This window comes from Actinoallomurus sp. NPDC052274, from assembly GCF_040679475.1.
Lineage (GTDB): Bacteria > Actinomycetota > Actinomycetes > Streptosporangiales > Streptosporangiaceae > Actinoallomurus > Actinoallomurus liliacearum.
The window spans coordinates 11,323-29,366 of record NZ_JBFAUT010000085.1 but is presented as its reverse complement, the minus strand read 5'-3'; the positions used below and the strand labels follow the sequence as shown (position 1 = coordinate 29,366).

The window sequence follows — 18,044 nt, the reverse complement described above, 5'->3', positions numbered from 1 at the left end:
TGAAGAACGCCTGCTCCGGGAGGTGGTCGTACTTGCCCTCGGCGATGGCCTTGAAGAGGCCGACCGGCCCTCGCGGTACCCGGTCGACCGGCCGTCCGGCGACGCCACGGTGCGCCCGGCCGACCTCGAACTGTCCATCGCCGCGCCGCCCACCGTCCGGCCCGGCGGCCGGTTCTCGTACTCGGTGCGGCTGACCAACCACGGGCCCGGCGCGCCCGGCCCGATCACGGTGCGCAGCGTGCTGCCCCCGGGCACCGTACGGACCGGGGCCTGGCTGCCGACGGGCGTCGACGGGTACAACGGCGACCGGGAGGCCGCGCTGGTGGTGCGCCGTCTCGAACCCGGCCGGTCGCTGGCCGCGCGGTTCGACGTCAGGGTGCTGCCGGACGCCCGCGGTGAGCTCGTCGCCCGAGGCCGGATCGCGGCGGTCGGCGGCGTGCCCGACCCCGTGCCCGACGACGACACCGCCCGGGTCTCCACCCTCGTCCGCCCCCGGTGACCCGGGAGCCATCCGGGGAACCGCCGACCGCGAGAACGCGTCATAACGTATGTCAGAGCGTACGGACGAGACGCGACCGGTTGGGAAGAAAAGGGGCCATGCGCACCATCCTGAACATCATCTGGCTGATCTTCGCCGGGCTGTGGCTGGCACTCGGCTACTTCCTGGCCGGGATCGTCTGCTGCGTCCTCATCATCACGATCCCCTTCGGGATCGCCGCGTTCCGGATCGGGGCCTACGCGCTGTGGCCGTTCGGCAAGACGGTGGTGCGGCGAGGCGACGCGGGGGTGATGTCGGCGATCGGCAATGTGATCTGGTTCTTCGTCGCCGGGCTCTGGCTGGCCATCGGTCACGTGCTCACCGGGATCGCGCTGTGCGTCACCATCATCGGCATCCCGCTCGGCCTGGCGAACTTCAAGCTCATCCCGGTCTCGCTGGTGCCGCTGGGACGCGAGATCGTCTCCACCGACGACCCGCGGGCCTTCGCCTGAGCCGCGGGTAGGGCCGGGGTCGATCCACCCCCTGCCGCCGGGTTCCGGGGGACAAAGTCTCGGGTGAGAAAGATCATCCTCTTTGTTCGCGGGCTGGACAGCCGCTGGTCACCGGGACACACTTGCCCCATGTCAGCGGCCACGCCGTTGCCCAAGCAGGGCGACGTGTTCTTCGACTCCCGGGGAGCGGACCGCGCGCTGCGGCTCAGCCGCCATCCCGACGCGGGGGTCGTCGTGCTGAGCATCTGGAACGGCGGTGTGTGCCAGGGCACCTTCCGGTTGCCGTCGGACCAGATCGCCACGTTGGCGGAGGCGCTGCTGAGCGCGGCGCCGGAGCTCCGGCCGCCGCTGCCGCAGACCGGCCAGTACGAGCCCCCGCCCGCCGGCCGGTACGACCCGGCCGCGGGCGGCGGGGAGCGGCCCCCGGCGTCGTACGAACCACCGCCCCCGGGGCGCTACGAATCGCCGCCCGCCGCGCCGCACGACCGGTCCGAGCCGCGTCCGGCGGGCGACGGGCCGCCGCCGCGCGAGCGGTTCGAGCCGCAGCGGCCGGACGACTTCGAGCCGCGTCCCGCCTGGCGGCCGGACCCACCGACCGTGCCCTGACGGTCCGCGGCCGGCGCGACCCGCCCGGGGCCTGTCCGGACGTCCGGGCGACCTGGCCGGAATGTGCCGAACGGCGGCAACGGGCTGATCTTCACTGCTAGGTTGCCCGGGTGCCCCCCTCTTCTCGCGACTCCGCGGCCGGTGCCGGCTGGACGTGCCAGGAGCCGGGAACGTACACCGCTTTGATGCCGAGCCGGGCGCGATCCCTGTCGTGGACGAACCCCTCGACGCTCTGGCGGGCCCGTAACGACGTACTCGCCCGCTGGTTCGGCGACCCGACCGACGATGAGCGGGCACGCTGGGTGCGCGAGCAGTCGGCGCGGGGCGTCTCTCCGGACTTCGCGATCGAGCGCGACGACCCGGACTCCTTCTCGTTCATGATCCTGGGCGACACGGGCGAGGGGGACGCCTCGCAGTACGCCGTGGTGCCGGGCTTCGAGAAGATCGGCGCGGGCACGCGGTTCGCGGTCATCGCGAGCGACGTGATCTACCCCACGGGGAGCGTGAACGACTACCCCACCAACTTCTTCCGCCCCTACCAGGGCTACGACGCCCCGATCTACGCCGTCCCGGGCAACCACGACTGGTACGACGGTCTTGGCGGGTTCATGCGCGTCTTCTGCGGCGCGCCTCCGCTGTCCTCGGACGGGCGCCCCAAGCCGTTGTCGGCCGCCTGGTGGCGGCGGCTGTTCTGGAAGGAACCCGAGGTCGCCGACGAGGGGCGTCTCGCCGCGGCGGAGGCCCTGCGGTCCGCGCCGGGGCAACGGGCGGCGCAGCCGGGACCGTACTGGGTGATGGACGCCGGCCCGCTCCGCGTCATCGGGATCGACACGGGCATCCTCGGCGGCATCGACGCCGACCAGGGCGCGTGGCTGCGCCGCGTGTCCCAGGGGCCCAAGCCGAAGATCCTCATCACGGGCAAGCCGCTGTACGTGGACGACGCGTCGCATCCCTGCGCGATCGCGGGCGGCGGGACCGTGGACGAGATCGTCCGCGACCCGGCCTGCAACTACGTCGCGGCGATCGGCGGGGACATCCACAACTACCAGCGGTATCCGGTGCGGGTCGGGGACCGCGTGATCGAGTACATCGTCTCGGGCGGCGGCGGCGCCTTCATGCACGCGACGCACACGATCCCGCGCGTGACGGTGGGCGGCGTCTCCGAGGAGGAGTTCCGCTGCTACCCCCTGCGCGGCGACTGCCTCGCCTTCTACAGCAGGCTGTACGGCAGGAGGCTGCGGCTCCGGCGGTTCTTCGAACTCACCGAGGACGAGGCGGCCGCGGTGATCGAACAGCGGCTCGGGATACCGCCGCACCGGGAGACGCGGGCGACGGTGACGTGGCGGGCCAGGATCGTCGCGTCGCTGCTCGGCGTGCCGCCGCGGCCGCATCGCCGGTCCCGCCTGCGCCTCCCCGTCCGGCGCATCTACCAGCGGTTCCTCTCCCCGGTGTCCGACTCGAACCGGCCGCCCCTGTTCAAGAGCTTCCTGCGTCTCGACGTCACGCCGGAGAGCTTGCGGATCCGCTGTTTCGCCGCGACCGGATGCCGGGAGCACGAGCTGGACCCGCCGCTCGAAGACGAACTGATGATCCATTTCCGGATGTAACGGATCGTTCGCGTGAACCGTGGTGCCCTATGCCGCGTCTGAGAGACGCACATACGGCGGCACCCCTCTGCCGCGACCCCCCGACCTCAGGAGAGGCCTTGATGAGCAACCCCTACCCGCAGCAGCACCAGCCGCAGTACGCGGGGGCGACGCCGCAGTACCAGGGGCAGCCCGGCTACCAGGGCATGGCGCAGAATCCCGGGCAGATGGTGCCCGCGCAGCACGGGCAGCCGGCCCTCATGGGCATCCAGATGAAGCGCCGGAACCCGGTCGGCGTGTGGCTGGGCCTCCCGCTGATCACCCTCGGCATCTACAACCTGGTCTGGTACTACAGCGTGCACAGCGAGCTGGCGAACTTCGACCGCCGCCGCCAGGTCAGCGCGGGCATGGCGCTGTGCTCGCTGCTGTTCGGGTGGATCACGCTCGGCATCTGGCCGCTCGTCACCTACATCAAGCTGGCCGGGCACGTCCGGAACGCCCAGCAGGCGGCCGGCCTCCAGCCCACCTGCAGCGGCGGCCTCGCCTTCCTGCTCGGCCTCTTCGGTTTCGGCACGCTGTACTACCAGATCGAGCTCAACAAGGTCGTCGACCGGTACCAGGGCGCGCCCACCGGCGCCCAGGTCCCCCTCGCCGCCTGAGGGACCCAGCGAGAAGACCCTGGTCACAGGGTCTTTTTTTCGTCCTCGGGGCACATCGTCCGCCCGGCCCCACCGCTCCGTTTCGTCGGTGGGGCCGGGCACAATCGACCCATGCGGATCGCAGTCGGCGCGGTGGGGGACGGCGGGGTGCTGCGCCCGGTCGCGGAGGACGGCACCCCCACCGGACCGGCCGAGCCGGTCACCGACCTCGTCTCGGCCATCGCCCGGCGCGAGGCCGCCTGGTCCCGGCCCGGCGGTGCGCCAGGTGACGCCCGCGGCGACGCCGCGGCAAGGGCCGGTGGGACGCGAGGTGACGCCGCGGCACGGACCGGAGGCGTCCGCTGGGTGTGGTCCTCGACCGCGGACCTCTACCCGCGCCTGCTCAGCGCCGGGGTCCGCGTCGCGCGCTGCCATGACCTCGAGCTGACCGAGACGCTCCTGCTGGGCCACGCGGGCCGCCTCGGCGAGCCGCGCTCCGTCGCGGCGGCCCTGGCCCGCCTGCACGGACGGCCCGTCCCGGACGATCCGGTCGTCGCCCATGACCTGCCGACGCTGTTCGACGAGGGCCCGTCGGACGACATCGAGGCCGTCGTGGCCGTGCACGCCGAGCAGCAGCGGCGGATCGCCGAGACCGGGCTGCGGATGCTCGCCGCCGCCGAGTCGGCGGGCGCGCTGGTCGCCGCGGAGATGGGTCACGACGGTCTGCCGTGGCGCCCTGACGTCCACGACGCGCTGCTCACCGAACTCATGGGCCCGCGTCCGGCCCCCGGTCTGCGGCCGCGCGGGCTGCAGCAGCTGGCGGACCGGATCGGCGAGGCCCTGGGCCGGCGGATCAACCCCGACTCGCCGTCGCAGATCGTCAAGGCGTTCGCGCAGGAGGGCGTGCGGATCCCGTCGACCCGGTCGCACGTGCTGCGGCAGGTCGAGCACCCGGCCGCCCGGCTGCTGCTGGAGTACAAGGAGCTCGCCCGGCTCTACGTCGCGCACGGCTGGTCGTGGCTCGACACGTGGGTGCGCGACGGCCGGTTCCGCCCGGAGTACGTCGTCGGCGGAGTCGTCTCCGGGCGCTGGGCCACCAACGGCGGGGGAGCGCTGCAGATCCCGAAGGTGCTGCGCCGCGCGGTCGTCGCCGATCCGGGATGGAGCCTCGTGGTCGCCGACGCCGCCCAACTGGAGCCGCGGGTGCTGGCCGCGCTCGCCGACGACGAGGCGTTCGCCGCCGCCGCGGGCGAGAGCGACCTCTACTCCGCGCTCGCGGGCGTCTTCGGCGGCGCCCGGGACAAGGCCAAGATCGCGCTGCTGTCCGCCATGTACGGCGGGACGAGCGGCGAGGCGCCGCAGCTGCTCGCGGTGATGCGCCGCCGGTTCCCCGCCGCGTACGACTATGTGGAGGCGGCGGCCCGCGCCGGGGAGTCGGGCCGCGTGGTGCGGTCGCGGCTGGGCCGCACGTGCCCGCCGCCGTCCCAGGAGTGGCGTGACCTCGCCGTTCAGGACGGCGGCGGATCGGCGGTGCGCAGCCGCGGCCGGTTCACCCGCAACTTCGTCGTCCAGGCCAGCGCCGCCGACTGGGCGCTCGTTCTGCTGGCGGCGCTGCGCCGCAGGCTGACCGCGCTGGGCTCCGGCGACGTCGCCCCGCGGCTCGTCTTCTTCCAGCACGACGAGGTGATCGTGCACGCCCCCCGGGAGCTGACCGAGGCGGTGACCGCCGCGATCCGGGAGTCCGCGACGGAGGCGCGCCGTCTGGTGTTCGGCGACACCCCGGTCCGCTTTCCGATGGAGGCCGTCGCCGTCGAGTGCTACGCGGACGCCAAGTGACCCGGCCTTCGGGCTGAAGAGCCGCTTCACCTTCGGTCCCGCCGCCGGAGCGCCGCCGGCGGGCCGGTCGCGCCGCGTCAGCCGACGACGGGATCCCAGGACTCCCGCTTGTTCAGGGCCTCGGCGTCCAGGTCGGTCGTCTGCTTCCAGATCCCCCGCATACTGGCGACCTCCTCGGCGTCGAGGATGTCCTCGATCCGGGCGAACCCTTCCGGCGCGCGCTCGGCGATCAGGTCGAGCATCTTGTCCAGCGGCATGTTCCGGCAGGCCATCACGACCGCGTTGGCCTCCGGGAGACGGATCTCCTCGTACGACCGCGACCCGGCGACCGGGTCCGCCGCCGAGGAGGCCAGCTCCCGGGCGAGGACCCGCGCGTCCAGGATCGCCTGCGAGCCGCCGTTGGAGCCCACCGGGTACATCGGGTGGGCGGCGTCTCCGGCCAGCGTCACCCGGCCCCGGCCCCAGGAGGAGAGCGGGTCGCGGTCGGCCATGGGGTAGTCGAGGATCCATTCGGCGTCCGCCAGCAGCCTCGGCACGTCGAAGCCGTCGTGGCACCAGTCGGCGAAGTGGGGGAGCACGTCCTCCAGCCGTCCCTCGCGCGTCCAGTTCGCCGTGGCCGTCCCGTCCCGCGGGTCGGCGGAGACGCGCACCTCCGCCACCCAGTTGACCAGACAGCGACCGCGCTCGGCCGCCCTCTTGGAGATCGGGTACAGGACCATGCGTCCCACACTGTGGGAGCCCATGACGAGCATGGTGTCGCCGGTCAGGAACTCCTCGACCTCGGTGACGCCGCGCCACATGCGGACGCCGTTCCACAACGGCTCGCCCTCACCCGGATGCAGCAGCCGCCGTACGGCGGAGTGGATGCCGTCCGCGCCCACGAGCAGGTCGGCGCGCGCTGTGACGACCTCGCCGCGGCCGCGGTCGCGCAGCCGCGCGGTCACCCCATCGGCGTCCTCCTCGAAGCCCTCGAAGGACGCCCCCGTCCGTACGGCGTCCTCGCCGAGGCGTTCGCGCACCGCGTCGGCCAGCAACATCTGCAGGTCGCCGCGGTGGATGGAGTACTGCGGCCAGTCGTACCCGGCGTACCGGCCGCGGGGGTGAACGGCGATCCGGTTGCCGAACCGGTCCGTCGTGATCATCTCGCGGGTCTCGATCCCGGTCGCCTCGAGGGCGTCGGAGAGCCCGAGCTCGGTCAGCTCCCGTACGGCGTGCGGCTGCAGGTTGATGCCCACGCCGAGCGGCCGCAGCACGGGCGCCGCCTCCACGACGCGCGCGCCGATACCGGCCTTCTCCAGGGCCAGCGCGGTCGTCAGACCGGCGATTCCCGCGCCCACGATGAGCACGTCCACGAGAGCGTTCCTCCTTCGACCCGAGGTGTCACCAAGTAGAGACGGGCGGGCGCGACCGGGCCGGGGCCGGGCGGACCGGCCCCGGCCCACGCGGTCAGTTCGGCGCCAGTCGCACGTCCACGACCGCCGAGCTCCCGGCCTCCAGCGCCTTGAGGGCACGCTGCAGAGCGGGGACCAGGTCCGCGCGGTCGGTGACGCTCTCCCCATGGGCGTGGCACGCGCGGGCCACGGCCGCGAAGTCGGGCGGGCTCTGGAACCGCGTGCCGACCGCGTCGCCCCGCGCGGCCGAGCGTCCCTCGGGGAAGAGCTCGAAGACCGGCATCCTGCTGGCCTTGTAGCCGTCGTTGTTCAGCACGACCGCGAGGATGGGGGCGCCGGCCTCCGCGGCCAGGCACAGGGCCGCCGTCGGCACACCGAACATGAAGCTGCCGTCCCCGACGACCGTGACCACGCGCCGTTCGGGAGCCGCCAGCCTCACGCCGACGGCTCCGCCGAGGCCCCAGCCCAGTCCCGGGCTGCCCGTCCCGGCCATGGTGCCGGGCAGGCTGCGCTCCAGGATCTCGTGGAGCGTTCCCGCGTTGGTGACCGCCTCCTCGACGACGATGTCGTCCGCGCGGAGCACGGCGTTCAGCGCCTCGAAGACCTCGCGGGCGACGATCGCGTCACCCGCGCCGGCGGAGGCGGCGGGCTCCTCGTCCGTGCCGGCGCCGCGCCATTTCGCCGCCGGGTCGAGGTCCCCCAGGGCCGCGGCCACCTGGTCGAGGACCACCGCTCCGGGCGCGGCGACGGCCACGTCGACCGGGAAGGTCCACAGCGGCATGTCCTCCTTCACCGGGTCCGCGTCGATCAGCACGACCGTGGCGTCCTCGGCGGGCCGGACGAACTTGGGGATCCACGGGACGTCGCAGTCGGCGACGATGATCAGGTCCGCCTCGGCCACGGCGCGGCGCGCGGCCCCGGCGGAGCGGACGTGCATCGGGTGGGAGGTGGCGATGTTGACGCATCCACTCTCCGGCGTGTCGATGACGCGGACCCCCGCGAGTTCGGCCAGCCGGGTCACCGCCTCGAAGCCGCCGGGACGGCGACCCGTCCGTGCGCTGATCAGCAGTGGCCGCTCGGCCGTGGTGAGCAGGTCCGCGATCCGCCGCACCGTCTCGGCGTCCGCCGCGGGCGGGCGCGGCACGGCGTACCCGCCCGTCCGGCCCGGCCCGGTGGCGGGCGGGTCCATCAGGACGTCGCGGGAGAGCATGAGGTACGCGGGCCCGGGCCGGCCACCGCGGGCGACCTGCACGGCGCGGCCGACGGCCCGGGGCAGGACGTCCGGGCGGGTCACCTCGAACGTCCACTTCGCGTACCCGCGGACGACGCCCGCCTGGTCGGGCACGTCCTGCTGCCAGTGGATCGTGTGCGAACGGCCGCCGGGAGAGTCCGGGTCCTCCCCATAGGGCGTCTTGCCGGCGATGACGACGACCCCGGCCCGGTCCCGCATCGCGTTGTGCACCATCGCGCCGAGGTTCTGCGTGCCGACGTCCACGTGGACGAACACCGCCTGCGGGCGCCCGGTCACCTGCCAGTACCCGTGCGCCGCGGCGAGGGCGACCGACTCGAACGTGCACGTGATGATCTTCGGCATCCCGACGCCCGCCTCGGCGAGCGTGACCGCCGCCTCCTGGAGGGGGGCCGAGTCGGTGCCGGGATTGAGGAAGAGGTGGTCGACGCCGTGCTGGTGGAGCAGCCACAGCAGGTGCTCGGCCGTGGTGCGGGGGCGGAATTCTTCGCTCAAGGTCTCTCCATCGGGATGGCGGGCGAGGGCCGGATCGACTCGCAGTCAGTATCCGCCCGCGGCTCAGCGGGCGGCGGCGCGTCCGGGGGTCCGCGTGGGCTCAGCGGGCGGCGGTTCCTCCGGAGGATCCGCGGGGGCTCAGAGGAGGTCGGCTCCGGGCGGCGCCTGGCCCCGTACGAGACGGCCGACCTCGGCCCGCATGTGCACGAACTCCGGGAGTTCCCGCGTGGTGATCTGGTCGCGTGCCTGCGGCAGGCCCACGGCCAGGTCGGCGACGATCCGCCCCGGGGCCCGGTCCAGGACGATGACCCGGTCGCCGACGTAGACGCTCTCGTCGATGTCGTGCGTGACGAGCAGGATCGTCATCCCGTCCTTGCGCACCCGCAGGACGAGGTCCTCCAGGTCCTCGCGGGTCTGCGCGTCGACCGAGCCGAACGGCTCGTCCATCAGGAGGAGGGCCGGCTGATAGGCGAGGGCGCGGGCGATCGACACGCGCTGCTGCATGCCGCCCGACAGCTGCCAGGGGTATTTGTGCGCGGCGTCCGCCAGGCCGACGGCCTGGAGGGCGCCCAGCGCGGCCGCCTGGCGTTCGGCCTTGGACCTGCCGCGCCGGCGCAGGGGAAGCGCGACGTTGTCGCGCACGGTCAGCCACGGCAGCAGCGAACGGCTGTAGTCCTGGAACACGACGGCCAGGTTGTCGGGCACGTCGGTGATCTCTTTGCCGTTCAGCGCGATCCGGCCCTGCGAGGGCTGGATCAGTCCGGCGATGCAGCGCAGGAGCGTGGACTTCCCGCAGCCGGACGGCCCGACGATGCTCACCAGCTCGCCCTCGGCGACCTCGAGGTTCACATCTTCCAGGGCCGTGTGATCGGCGTAGTAATGACCGAGCTTCTCGACTTGGAGCACGGAATTCACCTCGTCCGGGAGTCGGTGGGGGAGGAGTAGGCGGAGGAGGTGCCCGCGGCCACCGACACGTCCACGAGGAACGGGCCGTCATGGCCGAGGGACTGCGACAGCGCGTCGCCCAGTTCGTCGGCGCGCTCGACGCGGCGGCCCGGGCACCCGAGCCCCGCGGCGACCGAGACGAAGTCGATGCCGCCCAGGTCGGTGCCTGGAACGTCCGGTATGTCGATCCGGCGGCCGAGCGCCTTGACGGCCTCGTACGCCTGGTTGTTCAGCACCACGAACGTCACCGGCGCCCGGTGACGCGCGGCCGTCCACAGCGCCTGGATCGAGTACATGCTGGAACCGTCGCCCACGACGCAGACGACGCGCTGTCCGGTACCCGCCAGCGCGCGGCCGACGGAGAGCGGCAGTCCCCAGCCGAGGGCGCCGCTGCCGGTCGTGAGGAACCCGCCGGGCCGGGTGATCGGCAGGCGGTCGTGCAGCACGTCCCGGTGGCTGGGGACCTCTTCGACGACGACCGCGTCGTCCGGCAGCAGGCCGCGCAGCGTCTCGATCACCAGCGCGGGCTCGATGGGGTCCGTGGCCGGTGGCGCGGGCGGCCGGAGCCGGGGCGGCGGCGCGGGCCGGTCGGCCTTCTCGACCAGTTCCAGCAGCGCGGTGACGCCGGCCCGGATCGTGGTGAGCACGCTGGTGCCCACCGGGGCCCAGGCCGTCTGCGCGGGGTCGCAGTCGAGGTGGAACAGCCGCGCGCCGGCGGGGATGTACGGACCCTCGGTGTGCACGTGATACGTGAAGATCGGCGCGCCGATCGACACGATCACGTCGTACGGTTCGAGGGCACGCGCGAGCTGGTCGCGGACCGGCGGCAGGAAGCCGCGGAACAGCCGGTGATCCTCCGGGAAACCGGACCGGCTGGACAGCGGGCCGATCCATACCGCCGCGCCGGTGCGCTCGGCCAGTTCGGTGACGATGGGCGACGCGCCGTCGTCGTCGACGCCGGCGCCGACGATGATCGCCGGCTCCCGGGCCGCGTTCAGGGCGTCGGCCACCTCCCGCAGCGCCGCCGGCTCGCCGACGAACCCGGCACGGACCTCACGGGGCTCGACCGGCCGGGCGGGACGGTCCCAGTCGTCCTCGGGCACCGAGAGGAACACCGGTCCGCGCGGCGGGGTCATGGCGACGTGGTACGCCTCGGCGAACGCCGCGGGAACGTCCTCGGCGCGTTCCGGCTGCCGGCTCCACTTCACGTACGGCCGGGGGAAGAGCGCGGGTTCGTCCGCCGACAGGAAGGGACGTGTCGGCAGCATGGCACGCGACTGCTGGCCCGCCACGATCAGGATCGGCACGCGGTCGCGGTAGGCGTTGAACACCGCGCCGAGGGAGTGTCCCACTCCGCCGGCGGAGTGCAGGCTGACCAGGGAGGCGCGCCCGGTGCCCATCGCGTGGCCGGCCGCGACGGCGACCGCCACCGACTCCTGCAGTCCGAGCACGTAGCCGAAGTCGTCCGGCCAGCCCGCGAACATCCGCAACTCGGTCGAGCCCGGGTTGCCGAAGAAGGTGGTCAGCCCGACGCCGCGGAGGAAGTCGAACACGGCGTCCCGGACGGTGAGCCCGTCGGTCATCTGGCCTCTCATGTCGCGTCGACGCGGCGGGCCGCCCGGTGCCAGGCCAGGGCGCGGCGCTCCGCCGCCAACAGCAGGGTGTTGAGGATGTATCCCAGGATCCCCAGCAGCACGATGCCCGCCCACAGCGTGGGCAGGTCGGACCGGCTCTGGGCGTCGCTCATCAGGAACCCGATCCCGTTCGTGGCTCCGGGAAGCAGCTCCGAGAAGACCATCAGGATGAGCGACAGCGACAGGCTCAGCCGCAGCCCGGCGAAGATCTTGGGCAGCGTGGACGGAAGGATGATCTTGAACAGGCGGTCGGTGGACGACAGCCTGAACACCCGCGCGGTGGCCATCTGCAGCTGGTCCACCGATCGCGCGCCGTCCGCCGCGTTGAGGAGGATCGGCCAGATCGCGCTGAAGACGATCGACGCGATCTGCATCTGGGAGCCCAGCTTGAACAGCACGATGAAGACCGGCGCCAGAGTCGGCGGCGGGATCACGCGGGCGAACTGGAACAGCGGATCGAGATAGGCGAACACCCGGTCCGAACGGCCGAGCAGCAGGCCGAGGGCCACCCCTACGACGATCGAGGCCGCCAGCCCGACGGCCATCCGGCCCAGGCTCGGCAGGAGGTTGCCCGTGGCGTCCGAGGTCAGGAACAGGTGGGAGGCCGGACCCGCGAACCACAGGTGGTACATCTTCGCCACGATCGTCGACGGCGGCGGGAAGGAGGGGCTGTGCGCGGCCCGCGTGCCCGCCTCCCACAGGACGACCGCGACGGCGAGGACGATCCAGCGGTGCACGATGGCGGTCAGCAGGCCCGTGCCGTAACGGCTCGGGCGGCGGCCCACGGCGGCGGCGCTCACGAGCGTCCTCCCGACTGCGCGGCGTGCCAGCGGAACAGGCGGCGTTCGCCCTGGACCAGCACGGTGTTGATGACGAGGCCGAGCGCTCCGGCCCAGACGGTGCCGGCCAGCACGTCCCTCGCGCCGTCGAGCCCCTGCTCGGCCTGGCCGATGAAGATGCCGAGGCCCGAGCCGAAGCCGGACAGGATCTCGGTGCCCACCGCGAGGATCAGGGCGACGGCCGCGGCCAGCCGTACGCCGGTGGCGATGAACGGCGCCGCCGCCGGCAGGGAGACCCGCCACATGATCTCGATCTTGCCGAAGCCGAACGTGCGCAGGGTCTCCTTGGCGACCGGATCGACGTCCTGGAGGCCGTAGATGGTGTTGAACAGCACCGGCCACACGGCGGCGTAGACGATCAGGGTCGTCTCCGTCGCGAGACCGGTGCCCAGGAGGAGGCTGACGAGGGGGATCAGCGCTACGGACGGGATCGGGCGGAGGAACTCCAGGACCGCCCGGACGGCGGTGCCGACGACGGGGAGGCCGCCGAGGAGCAGGCCGAGCGGAACACCGCCGACGACCGCGATGGCCAGGCCGAGGGCCCATGCCTTGATCGTGCTGAGGACGTTCGTCATGAAGTCCGGGTCGGCCGCCAGACCGACCGCGCGGGCGAGGACCGTCGACGCCGGGGGGAGGTAGGTCTTGTCGACGATGCCCGCCCGCCCGAGCGCCTCACTCGCCGCGACGAGGATCGCGAGCCCGGCGATCCCCCGCAGCCACCTGCCGGTGCGCGAGAGATGCCGGGATCGCGGGTTGTGCGTTGTCATACTGCCTTGGTCACTTGTCCGAGGGCGTGAAGAGCAGCGTCTTCGGGTCCGGCTTGTTCTTGAGCATCTTGTTCTGCTCCATGAGGTCGATCAGCCGCTGCAGCCGGGTCGGGTTCGACGAGGTCGGGAACCCGGGGAGGCTGAGGACCGAGGCGGCCTGGGCGTCGATGCCCTTGGTGTAGCCGGGCAGGACCTCCTCGACCTTCTTGCGGTCACTGGACGCCAGCTGCTGCGCCTTCTCGATGGCCCGCTGGAAGGCGGCGGCGGTCTTCGGGTACTTCTTGACGAAGTCCTCCGTGCTGAGGTAGCCGCTCACGGGGAGGTCGGTGACCGGCGGGCCACCGCCGTCCAGGACCATCCGGGCACCCTGCTTCCGCTGGATGTCGGTGCCGAACGGCTCACCGGTGTGCACCGCGTCGACCTGGTGCTTCTGCAGCGCGGCACCCATCTCCGGGAAGGCGACCTTGACATACTTGATCTTGTTCGGGTCGACGTTGTTCGCCTTGAGGACCTCGTTGAAGGTCAAGGACTGAATGTTGTTCGGGATGTTGACCGCGACGGTCTTGCCCTCGAGGTCCTTCGGCTGCTTGATGGGCGAGTCCTTCGGGACCAGCAACTCCATGAAGCGAGGCGCCTGGGCGGCGCCGTCGGCGAGGATGCGCAGCTTCAACTGACCCGTGTCATTCGCCTGGAGGAACGTCACGTAGTTGCCGCCGGCGATGACGTCGACCTGTCCGTTCTTGAGTGCGGGCAGGGCGAGGATGCTTTGGGCGACCGGCTTGATGTTGACCTTGAGGCCCTCGGCCTCGAAGAACTTCTGCTTGACGGCGATATGCAGACCGGCGGCGTCCACGAGGGGAAGCGAGGCGACGGTGATGGTCTTCTTCTCAAGGCCGCTGGCGTCGTTGTCCGACTTTGAGCCGCCACCGCAGCCCACGGCGAGGGCTGCGGTGAGAAGAAGACTCGTGAGGAGGGCGGGGCGAGACCCGAACCGTCTCATGGCGCTCCTTATGTAGGAGGGGAAGAAGGCTGGAGCATTGCGGGGGCATGGGGAAGGGGGACCGTGGGCGAGCGGATGTCAGGCGACAACGCCCGAATAGTCACGATCACGGGGGAGGTTACAGCACACGCCCCGTGGTGCGCAGGCGTCAGAAGAGGTCCGATTGACCGTTCGTCAAGGGAGATTGACGCATCAATGTCATGTTTTGGGTGATTTGGAAGGTTGACGCGCTGTAGGCGCTCCGCGCCCGCCGGCGGGAGGGGCTCCGGGAAGTCGTGGGAGCGTGGCCATGCTCGTCGCGAGGTCGCCGCCCGTCTCGCCCCGACGGTGAGCGTGAATTTCCCGCTGCCATTGTCGAGTGCGATCGCACCCATCTCGGATGAGTCAAGTATCACAGAGGATGAATGGCGACTTACTAAGAGTTATGGCGCATCATCGAGTTGTCGTCACTGTGAGCGGCGATGAGGTCACTCCAGCAGCAACACTAGACGCAGTATTTCGATCTCTTTGCCAGCAGTCCCTACGGTGTGCTGCAATGTCGGACGCTGGACGGCAGACCCGATGTCCCCCCTTGTCGGCGCCTCCTTTTCTCCCCAGCTTCTTACCAGCGCGGATCCTTACCGTGAGAGGGTGTAAACGCCAAGTGCGGATACAACCAAACGACGAGCCTGGTGACCGCACTCCGCCGTCTCCGGCGGCGGAGGAGAGCGGCACCCTGTCTGCTGGTGCCCGCGGGCCTGGCAGCAGGCTCCGGCTGCGCAACTGGCGTGTGCGGCGACGGCTGATCGCCCTGATCCTGATCCCCACGGTGGTCGCCGTGGCCTTCGGTGGACTGCGGATCTCCACCTCGGTCGGTCGTGCCCAGACGTACAGCCGGGTGGAGCACCTGGCCGAACTCGGCAGCCAGATCACCGCTCTCGTGCACGCGCTCAGCAGCGAGCGCGACCTGACGGCCGCCTACATCGCGGACAATCGCAACCCGACATTGCTCAGCAGGGTTCAGCAGCAGTACCCGAAGGCGGACGCCGCGGCGGTCCAGGTGCGGAGGCTCTCGGCCGGGATCGACGGGTCGTACGGCTCCCAGGTCCTCGCCAACACCACGCGGATGCGCAACCGGCTGGACGCCATCTCCAACCTGCGCGACAACGCGGCGAAGACGAAGATGCCGGCGGCCTCGGTGATCATCGTGTACTCCGAGTCGATCAACGACCTGCTGGCCTTCAACGACGTCATCGCCCAGGGCGCGGCGGACGAGACGCTCACGGCGAACGTCCGTGCGCTCGCGGCCGTGTCCCGCGCGAAGGAGCAGGCCTCCGAGCAGCGGGCGCTCTTGTACTCGGCCACGCTGAACGGCGCCCTGACCGTCAACGACGTCTCGTCCCTCGCCGCCGCCCAGGCCCGAGAGGACAGCGAGGTGGCCACCTTCCGGGAGGCCGCGACGTTCGAGCAGAGCCAGTTGTACGACGACACGGTCATCGGCCCGGACGTCGATGAGTCCTCGGTGCTCCGCCAGCGCGCGATCGCGCTCGGGCTCGGCGGCAAGGCCGCCAGGCGCCTCGACCTCGATCCCGACACCACCGACGACGCCGGAGAGTGGCTGAAGACGTCGACGGCCAAGATCGACCTGATGCGCGAGGTCGAGCAGAAGCTCGCCGGCCAGGTCATCGCGGGCAGCAAGCACCGCCAGTCCGACGCGGTCCGGTCGGCGATCATGAACGCGGCGGCGATCGCCATCGTCTTGATCCTCGTCCTCCTCGTCACCCTGGTCATGGCGCAGTCCCTCGTCCGCCCGCTCCGCAAACTCCGTGCGGGCGCCCTCGAGGTCGCCGGTCACCGCCTGCCCGACCTGGTCCGCCGCCTGCGCGACGCGGAGGCCGGCAACGAGCCCATCACCGTCGATCCGATCGACGTGCACACGACCGATGAGATCGGCGAGGTCGCGCGGTCCTTCGACGAGGTCCACCGCGAGGCCGTGCGCCTGGCGTCGAACGAGGCGCTGCTGCGGGGCAACGTCAACGCGATGTTCGTCAACCTCTCCCGCCGCAGCCAGTCGCTGATCGAGCGTCAGCTGCGGCTGATCGAGGATCTGGAGCAGAGCGAACAGGACGCGTCCCGGCTGGAGTCGCTGTTCAAGCTCGACCACCTGGCCACCCGCATGCGGCGTAACGGTGAGAACCTCCTCGTCCTCGGCGGTCAGGAACAGACCCGTCGGTGGAACAAGCCGGTGCCGCTGGTCGACATCGTCCGCGCGTCGCTGTCGGAGGTCGAGCAGTACGAGCGGGTCACCCTGCGGATCCAGGACGACGTGTCGGTGATCGGCCGGGTCGTCAACGACCTCGTCCACCTGGTCGCCGAGCTCGTGGAGAACTCCACCACGTTCTCGCCCGAGCACACCAAGGTCGCGGTGTCGGGTCACCTGCTCAGCGGCGGCGGCGCCATGCTGCAGATCTCCGACAACGGCGTCGGCATGTCGCCGGAGGAACTCGAAGAGGCCAACTGGAAGCTGGCCAACCCGCCGACGATCGACGTGTCGATCTCCCGGCGCATGGGCCTGTTCGTCGTCGGTCGGCTGGCCCAGCGCCACGGCATCCGGGTCGAACTGCGCGCCGCGCTCTCGGGCGGCCTGACCGCCTTCGTCATCCTGCCGGCCAGCGCCATCCAGGACGGCAACCCGCCCGCGCCCCGCCGTCTCGACTCGCCGGTGGAGGCGGCCCCCCGCAGGTCGCTCGGGGTGGAGGCGCCCGCCGTACGCGGGCAACTGCCCCGCAGTCCCGAGCCGGTCGCCTCGGCGCCGGTACCCGACACGCCGTGGGAGCCCGCCCGCAACCTTCGCGAGGCGGCGCGTACCGCCTCCGAACCCGCGCCGCTGGACGGCGAGCCGCCGCGAAGCCCCGTCGAGCCGCTGCGCAGGCCGGCGGAGCCGGTCTGGGACGAACCGGAACCGGCGGAGCCGGTCTGGGGCCGACGCGAACCCGAACGGCGTCCGGCCGAGCCGGCGGAGCCGGCGTACGGCCAGGCCGAGCAGCCTCGGGGCCCGCAGGACGCGCCCCTTCCCAAGCGGAAGCCGGCGAACACCTCGCCTCCCGGTAGAGGCGCCGCGCCGTCGGCCCCCGGGCGGCCGGGGAGTCCGGCCGGTGCTCCGCCCCCGGCGCGTCCGTCGCGGCCGCAGAACCCGCCGTTCCCGCCGTCCAGGCAGCCGGCTCGGCCGCCGGCGGCCGGTTCCACCCGCGAGGAAGGTCGGTTGGGAGACCAGAACGGAGGACGTTCCCCTATCTTCGAGGCAATGCAGTCGGAATGGTTCCAACGCCGCAAGACGGGATCAATGGCTAAGTCTGAGTCGACTCCTCCGCCCGACTGGTCCTCGCCCGCAGACGACGGCTTCCGGGCCGCGGAGACGGTGCGCGCTCCTTCGGTGGGTGGGAAGACCGCGGCCGGGCTGCCGAAACGCGTGCCGGGCAACAACCGGATCCCCGGATCGATCGCCTCGGCGAGGCCGGCGCCGCAGCCTCAGCAGCCGGTCCAGCAGTCGGTCCAGCCGCCGCCCCGGCCGGCCTTCCAGCCGCCGGAGGCCGAAACGGTACGGAACCGTTTCTCCAGCTTCCAGCAGGGCGTACGCAGGGGTCGCGCCGCGATCCGGCCCGAAGATGATGAACGGGAGAACCAGTGAACAGCCGCCAGGATCTCAGTTGGCTGGTGACCACATTCGTCGAGCGCGTCCCTCGCGTCGCGCACGCGGTGGTGGTGTCCTCCGACGGCCTGCCGATGGCGTATTCCGAAGGCTTCCCGGCCGACCGCGTCGACCAGCTCGCCGCGATCGCCTCCGGGTTGACCAGCCTCACGCAGGGTGCGGCGCGGATCTTCGAGGGCGGGGCGGTCACCCAGACCCTGGTGGAGATGGAGCGCGGCCTCCTGTTCGTGATGGCTATCAGTGACGGCTCGGTGCTCGGCGTGCTGGCCGCGCCCGACTGCGACATGGGATTGGTGGCCTACGAGATGGCACTGCTCGTCGAGCGCGTCGGCCGGGTGCTCACTCCGGCGCTGCGCGCGGAACCAGGGATCGGTTAAGCC

The 18,044-nt window shown here is 71.8% G+C and carries 15 protein-coding genes; 8 read left to right on the top strand and 7 right to left on the bottom strand.

What is annotated here, in order from left to right:
- The 6 genes from AB0K82_RS40975 to AB0K82_RS40950 all read left to right on the top strand — a co-directional run.
- A partial coding sequence (locus AB0K82_RS40975; RefSeq protein WP_364408039.1) for a hypothetical protein occupies positions 1–499 on the top strand: 499 nt, incomplete at its 5' end.
- Positions 500–597: 98 nt separating this feature from the next.
- Positions 598–990, top strand: a complete 393-nt coding sequence (locus AB0K82_RS40970; protein WP_364408037.1) for a YccF domain-containing protein — start codon at positions 598–600, stop codon at positions 988–990.
- Between the two features lie 129 nt (positions 991–1,119).
- Positions 1,120–1,596: a hypothetical protein gene (locus tag AB0K82_RS40965; protein WP_364408034.1), complete on the top strand. Its 477-nt coding sequence runs from the start codon at positions 1,120–1,122 to the stop codon at positions 1,594–1,596.
- A 110-nt stretch (positions 1,597–1,706) separates the two neighbouring features.
- Positions 1,707–3,203, top strand: a complete 1,497-nt coding sequence (locus AB0K82_RS40960; protein ID WP_364408031.1) for a metallophosphoesterase — start codon at positions 1,707–1,709, stop codon at positions 3,201–3,203.
- Positions 3,204–3,304: 101 nt separating this feature from the next.
- Complete coding sequence (locus AB0K82_RS40955) at positions 3,305–3,841, top strand: DUF4234 domain-containing protein (protein WP_364408028.1); 537 nt, start codon at positions 3,305–3,307, stop codon at positions 3,839–3,841.
- Between the two features lie 111 nt (positions 3,842–3,952).
- Positions 3,953–5,656, top strand: coding sequence for a bifunctional 3'-5' exonuclease/DNA polymerase (locus tag AB0K82_RS40950; protein WP_364408025.1), 1,704 nt, complete (start codon positions 3,953–3,955; stop codon positions 5,654–5,656).
- 77 nt (positions 5,657–5,733) lie between these two features.
- On the opposite strand, the gene AB0K82_RS40945 is transcribed toward AB0K82_RS40950, so the two are convergent.
- The 7 genes from AB0K82_RS40945 to AB0K82_RS40915 form a co-directional block, all read right to left on the bottom strand.
- Positions 5,734–7,008 carry a flavin-dependent oxidoreductase gene (locus AB0K82_RS40945; RefSeq protein WP_364408022.1) on the bottom strand — a complete coding sequence of 425 codons (1,275 nt, stop codon included), beginning with the start codon at positions 7,006–7,008 and terminating at the stop codon, positions 5,734–5,736.
- A gap of 94 nt (positions 7,009–7,102) precedes the next feature.
- Positions 7,103–8,791 carry a thiamine pyrophosphate-requiring protein gene (locus AB0K82_RS40940; RefSeq protein ID WP_364408019.1) on the bottom strand — a complete coding sequence of 563 codons (1,689 nt, stop codon included), beginning with the start codon at positions 8,789–8,791 and terminating at the stop codon, positions 7,103–7,105.
- Positions 8,792–8,929: 138 nt separating this feature from the next.
- A complete protein-coding gene (locus AB0K82_RS40935) occupies positions 8,930–9,706 on the bottom strand; it encodes an ABC transporter ATP-binding protein (protein ID WP_364408016.1) in 777 nt (258 codons plus the stop codon).
- The gene (mdlC, locus tag AB0K82_RS40930; RefSeq protein WP_364408013.1) at positions 9,703–11,319 is read right to left on the bottom strand and encodes a benzoylformate decarboxylase; all 1,617 of its coding nucleotides are present in this window, start codon (positions 11,317–11,319) and stop codon (positions 9,703–9,705) included. The genes AB0K82_RS40935 and mdlC overlap by 4 nt, the downstream gene beginning before the upstream one ends.
- Positions 11,320–11,327: 8 nt before the next feature.
- Positions 11,328–12,170, bottom strand: coding sequence for an ABC transporter permease (locus AB0K82_RS40925; RefSeq protein ID WP_364408010.1), 843 nt, complete (start codon positions 12,168–12,170; stop codon positions 11,328–11,330).
- Entirely contained in the window at positions 12,167–12,976 is an 810-nt protein-coding gene (locus tag AB0K82_RS40920) for an ABC transporter permease subunit (RefSeq protein WP_364408007.1), read from the bottom strand. The genes AB0K82_RS40925 and AB0K82_RS40920 overlap by 4 nt, the downstream gene beginning before the upstream one ends.
- Positions 12,977–12,986: 10 nt before the next feature.
- Positions 12,987–13,976: an ABC transporter substrate-binding protein gene (locus AB0K82_RS40915; protein ID WP_364408005.1), complete on the bottom strand. Its 990-nt coding sequence runs from the start codon at positions 13,974–13,976 to the stop codon at positions 12,987–12,989.
- A gap of 643 nt (positions 13,977–14,619) precedes the next feature.
- Here AB0K82_RS40915 and AB0K82_RS40910 point away from each other — a divergent pair.
- Entirely contained in the window at positions 14,620–17,643 is a 3,024-nt protein-coding gene (locus AB0K82_RS40910) for a nitrate- and nitrite sensing domain-containing protein (protein ID WP_364408002.1), read from the top strand.
- A complete protein-coding gene (locus AB0K82_RS40905) occupies positions 17,640–18,041 on the top strand; it encodes a roadblock/LC7 domain-containing protein (RefSeq protein WP_141959232.1) in 402 nt (133 codons plus the stop codon). Before AB0K82_RS40910 ends, AB0K82_RS40905 begins: the two co-directional genes overlap by 4 nt.
- The last annotated feature ends 3 nt before the right edge of the window (positions 18,042–18,044 follow it).

Coding starts and splice junctions, on each gene's coding strand:
- AB0K82_RS40970 (WP_364408037.1), top strand. CDS start 598: ATGCGCACCATCCTGAACATCATCTGGCTGATCTTCGCCGGGCTGTGG.
- AB0K82_RS40965 (WP_364408034.1), top strand. CDS start 1,120: ATGTCAGCGGCCACGCCGTTGCCCAAGCAGGGCGACGTGTTCTTCGAC.
- AB0K82_RS40955 (WP_364408028.1), top strand. CDS start 3,305: ATGAGCAACCCCTACCCGCAGCAGCACCAGCCGCAGTACGCGGGGGCG.
- AB0K82_RS40950 (WP_364408025.1), top strand. CDS start 3,953: ATGCGGATCGCAGTCGGCGCGGTGGGGGACGGCGGGGTGCTGCGCCCG.
- mdlC (WP_364408013.1), bottom strand. CDS start 11,319: ATGACCGACGGGCTCACCGTCCGGGACGCCGTGTTCGACTTCCTCCGC.
- AB0K82_RS40920 (WP_364408007.1), bottom strand. CDS start 12,976: ATGACAACGCACAACCCGCGATCCCGGCATCTCTCGCGCACCGGCAGG.
- AB0K82_RS40915 (WP_364408005.1), bottom strand. CDS start 13,976: ATGAGACGGTTCGGGTCTCGCCCCGCCCTCCTCACGAGTCTTCTTCTC.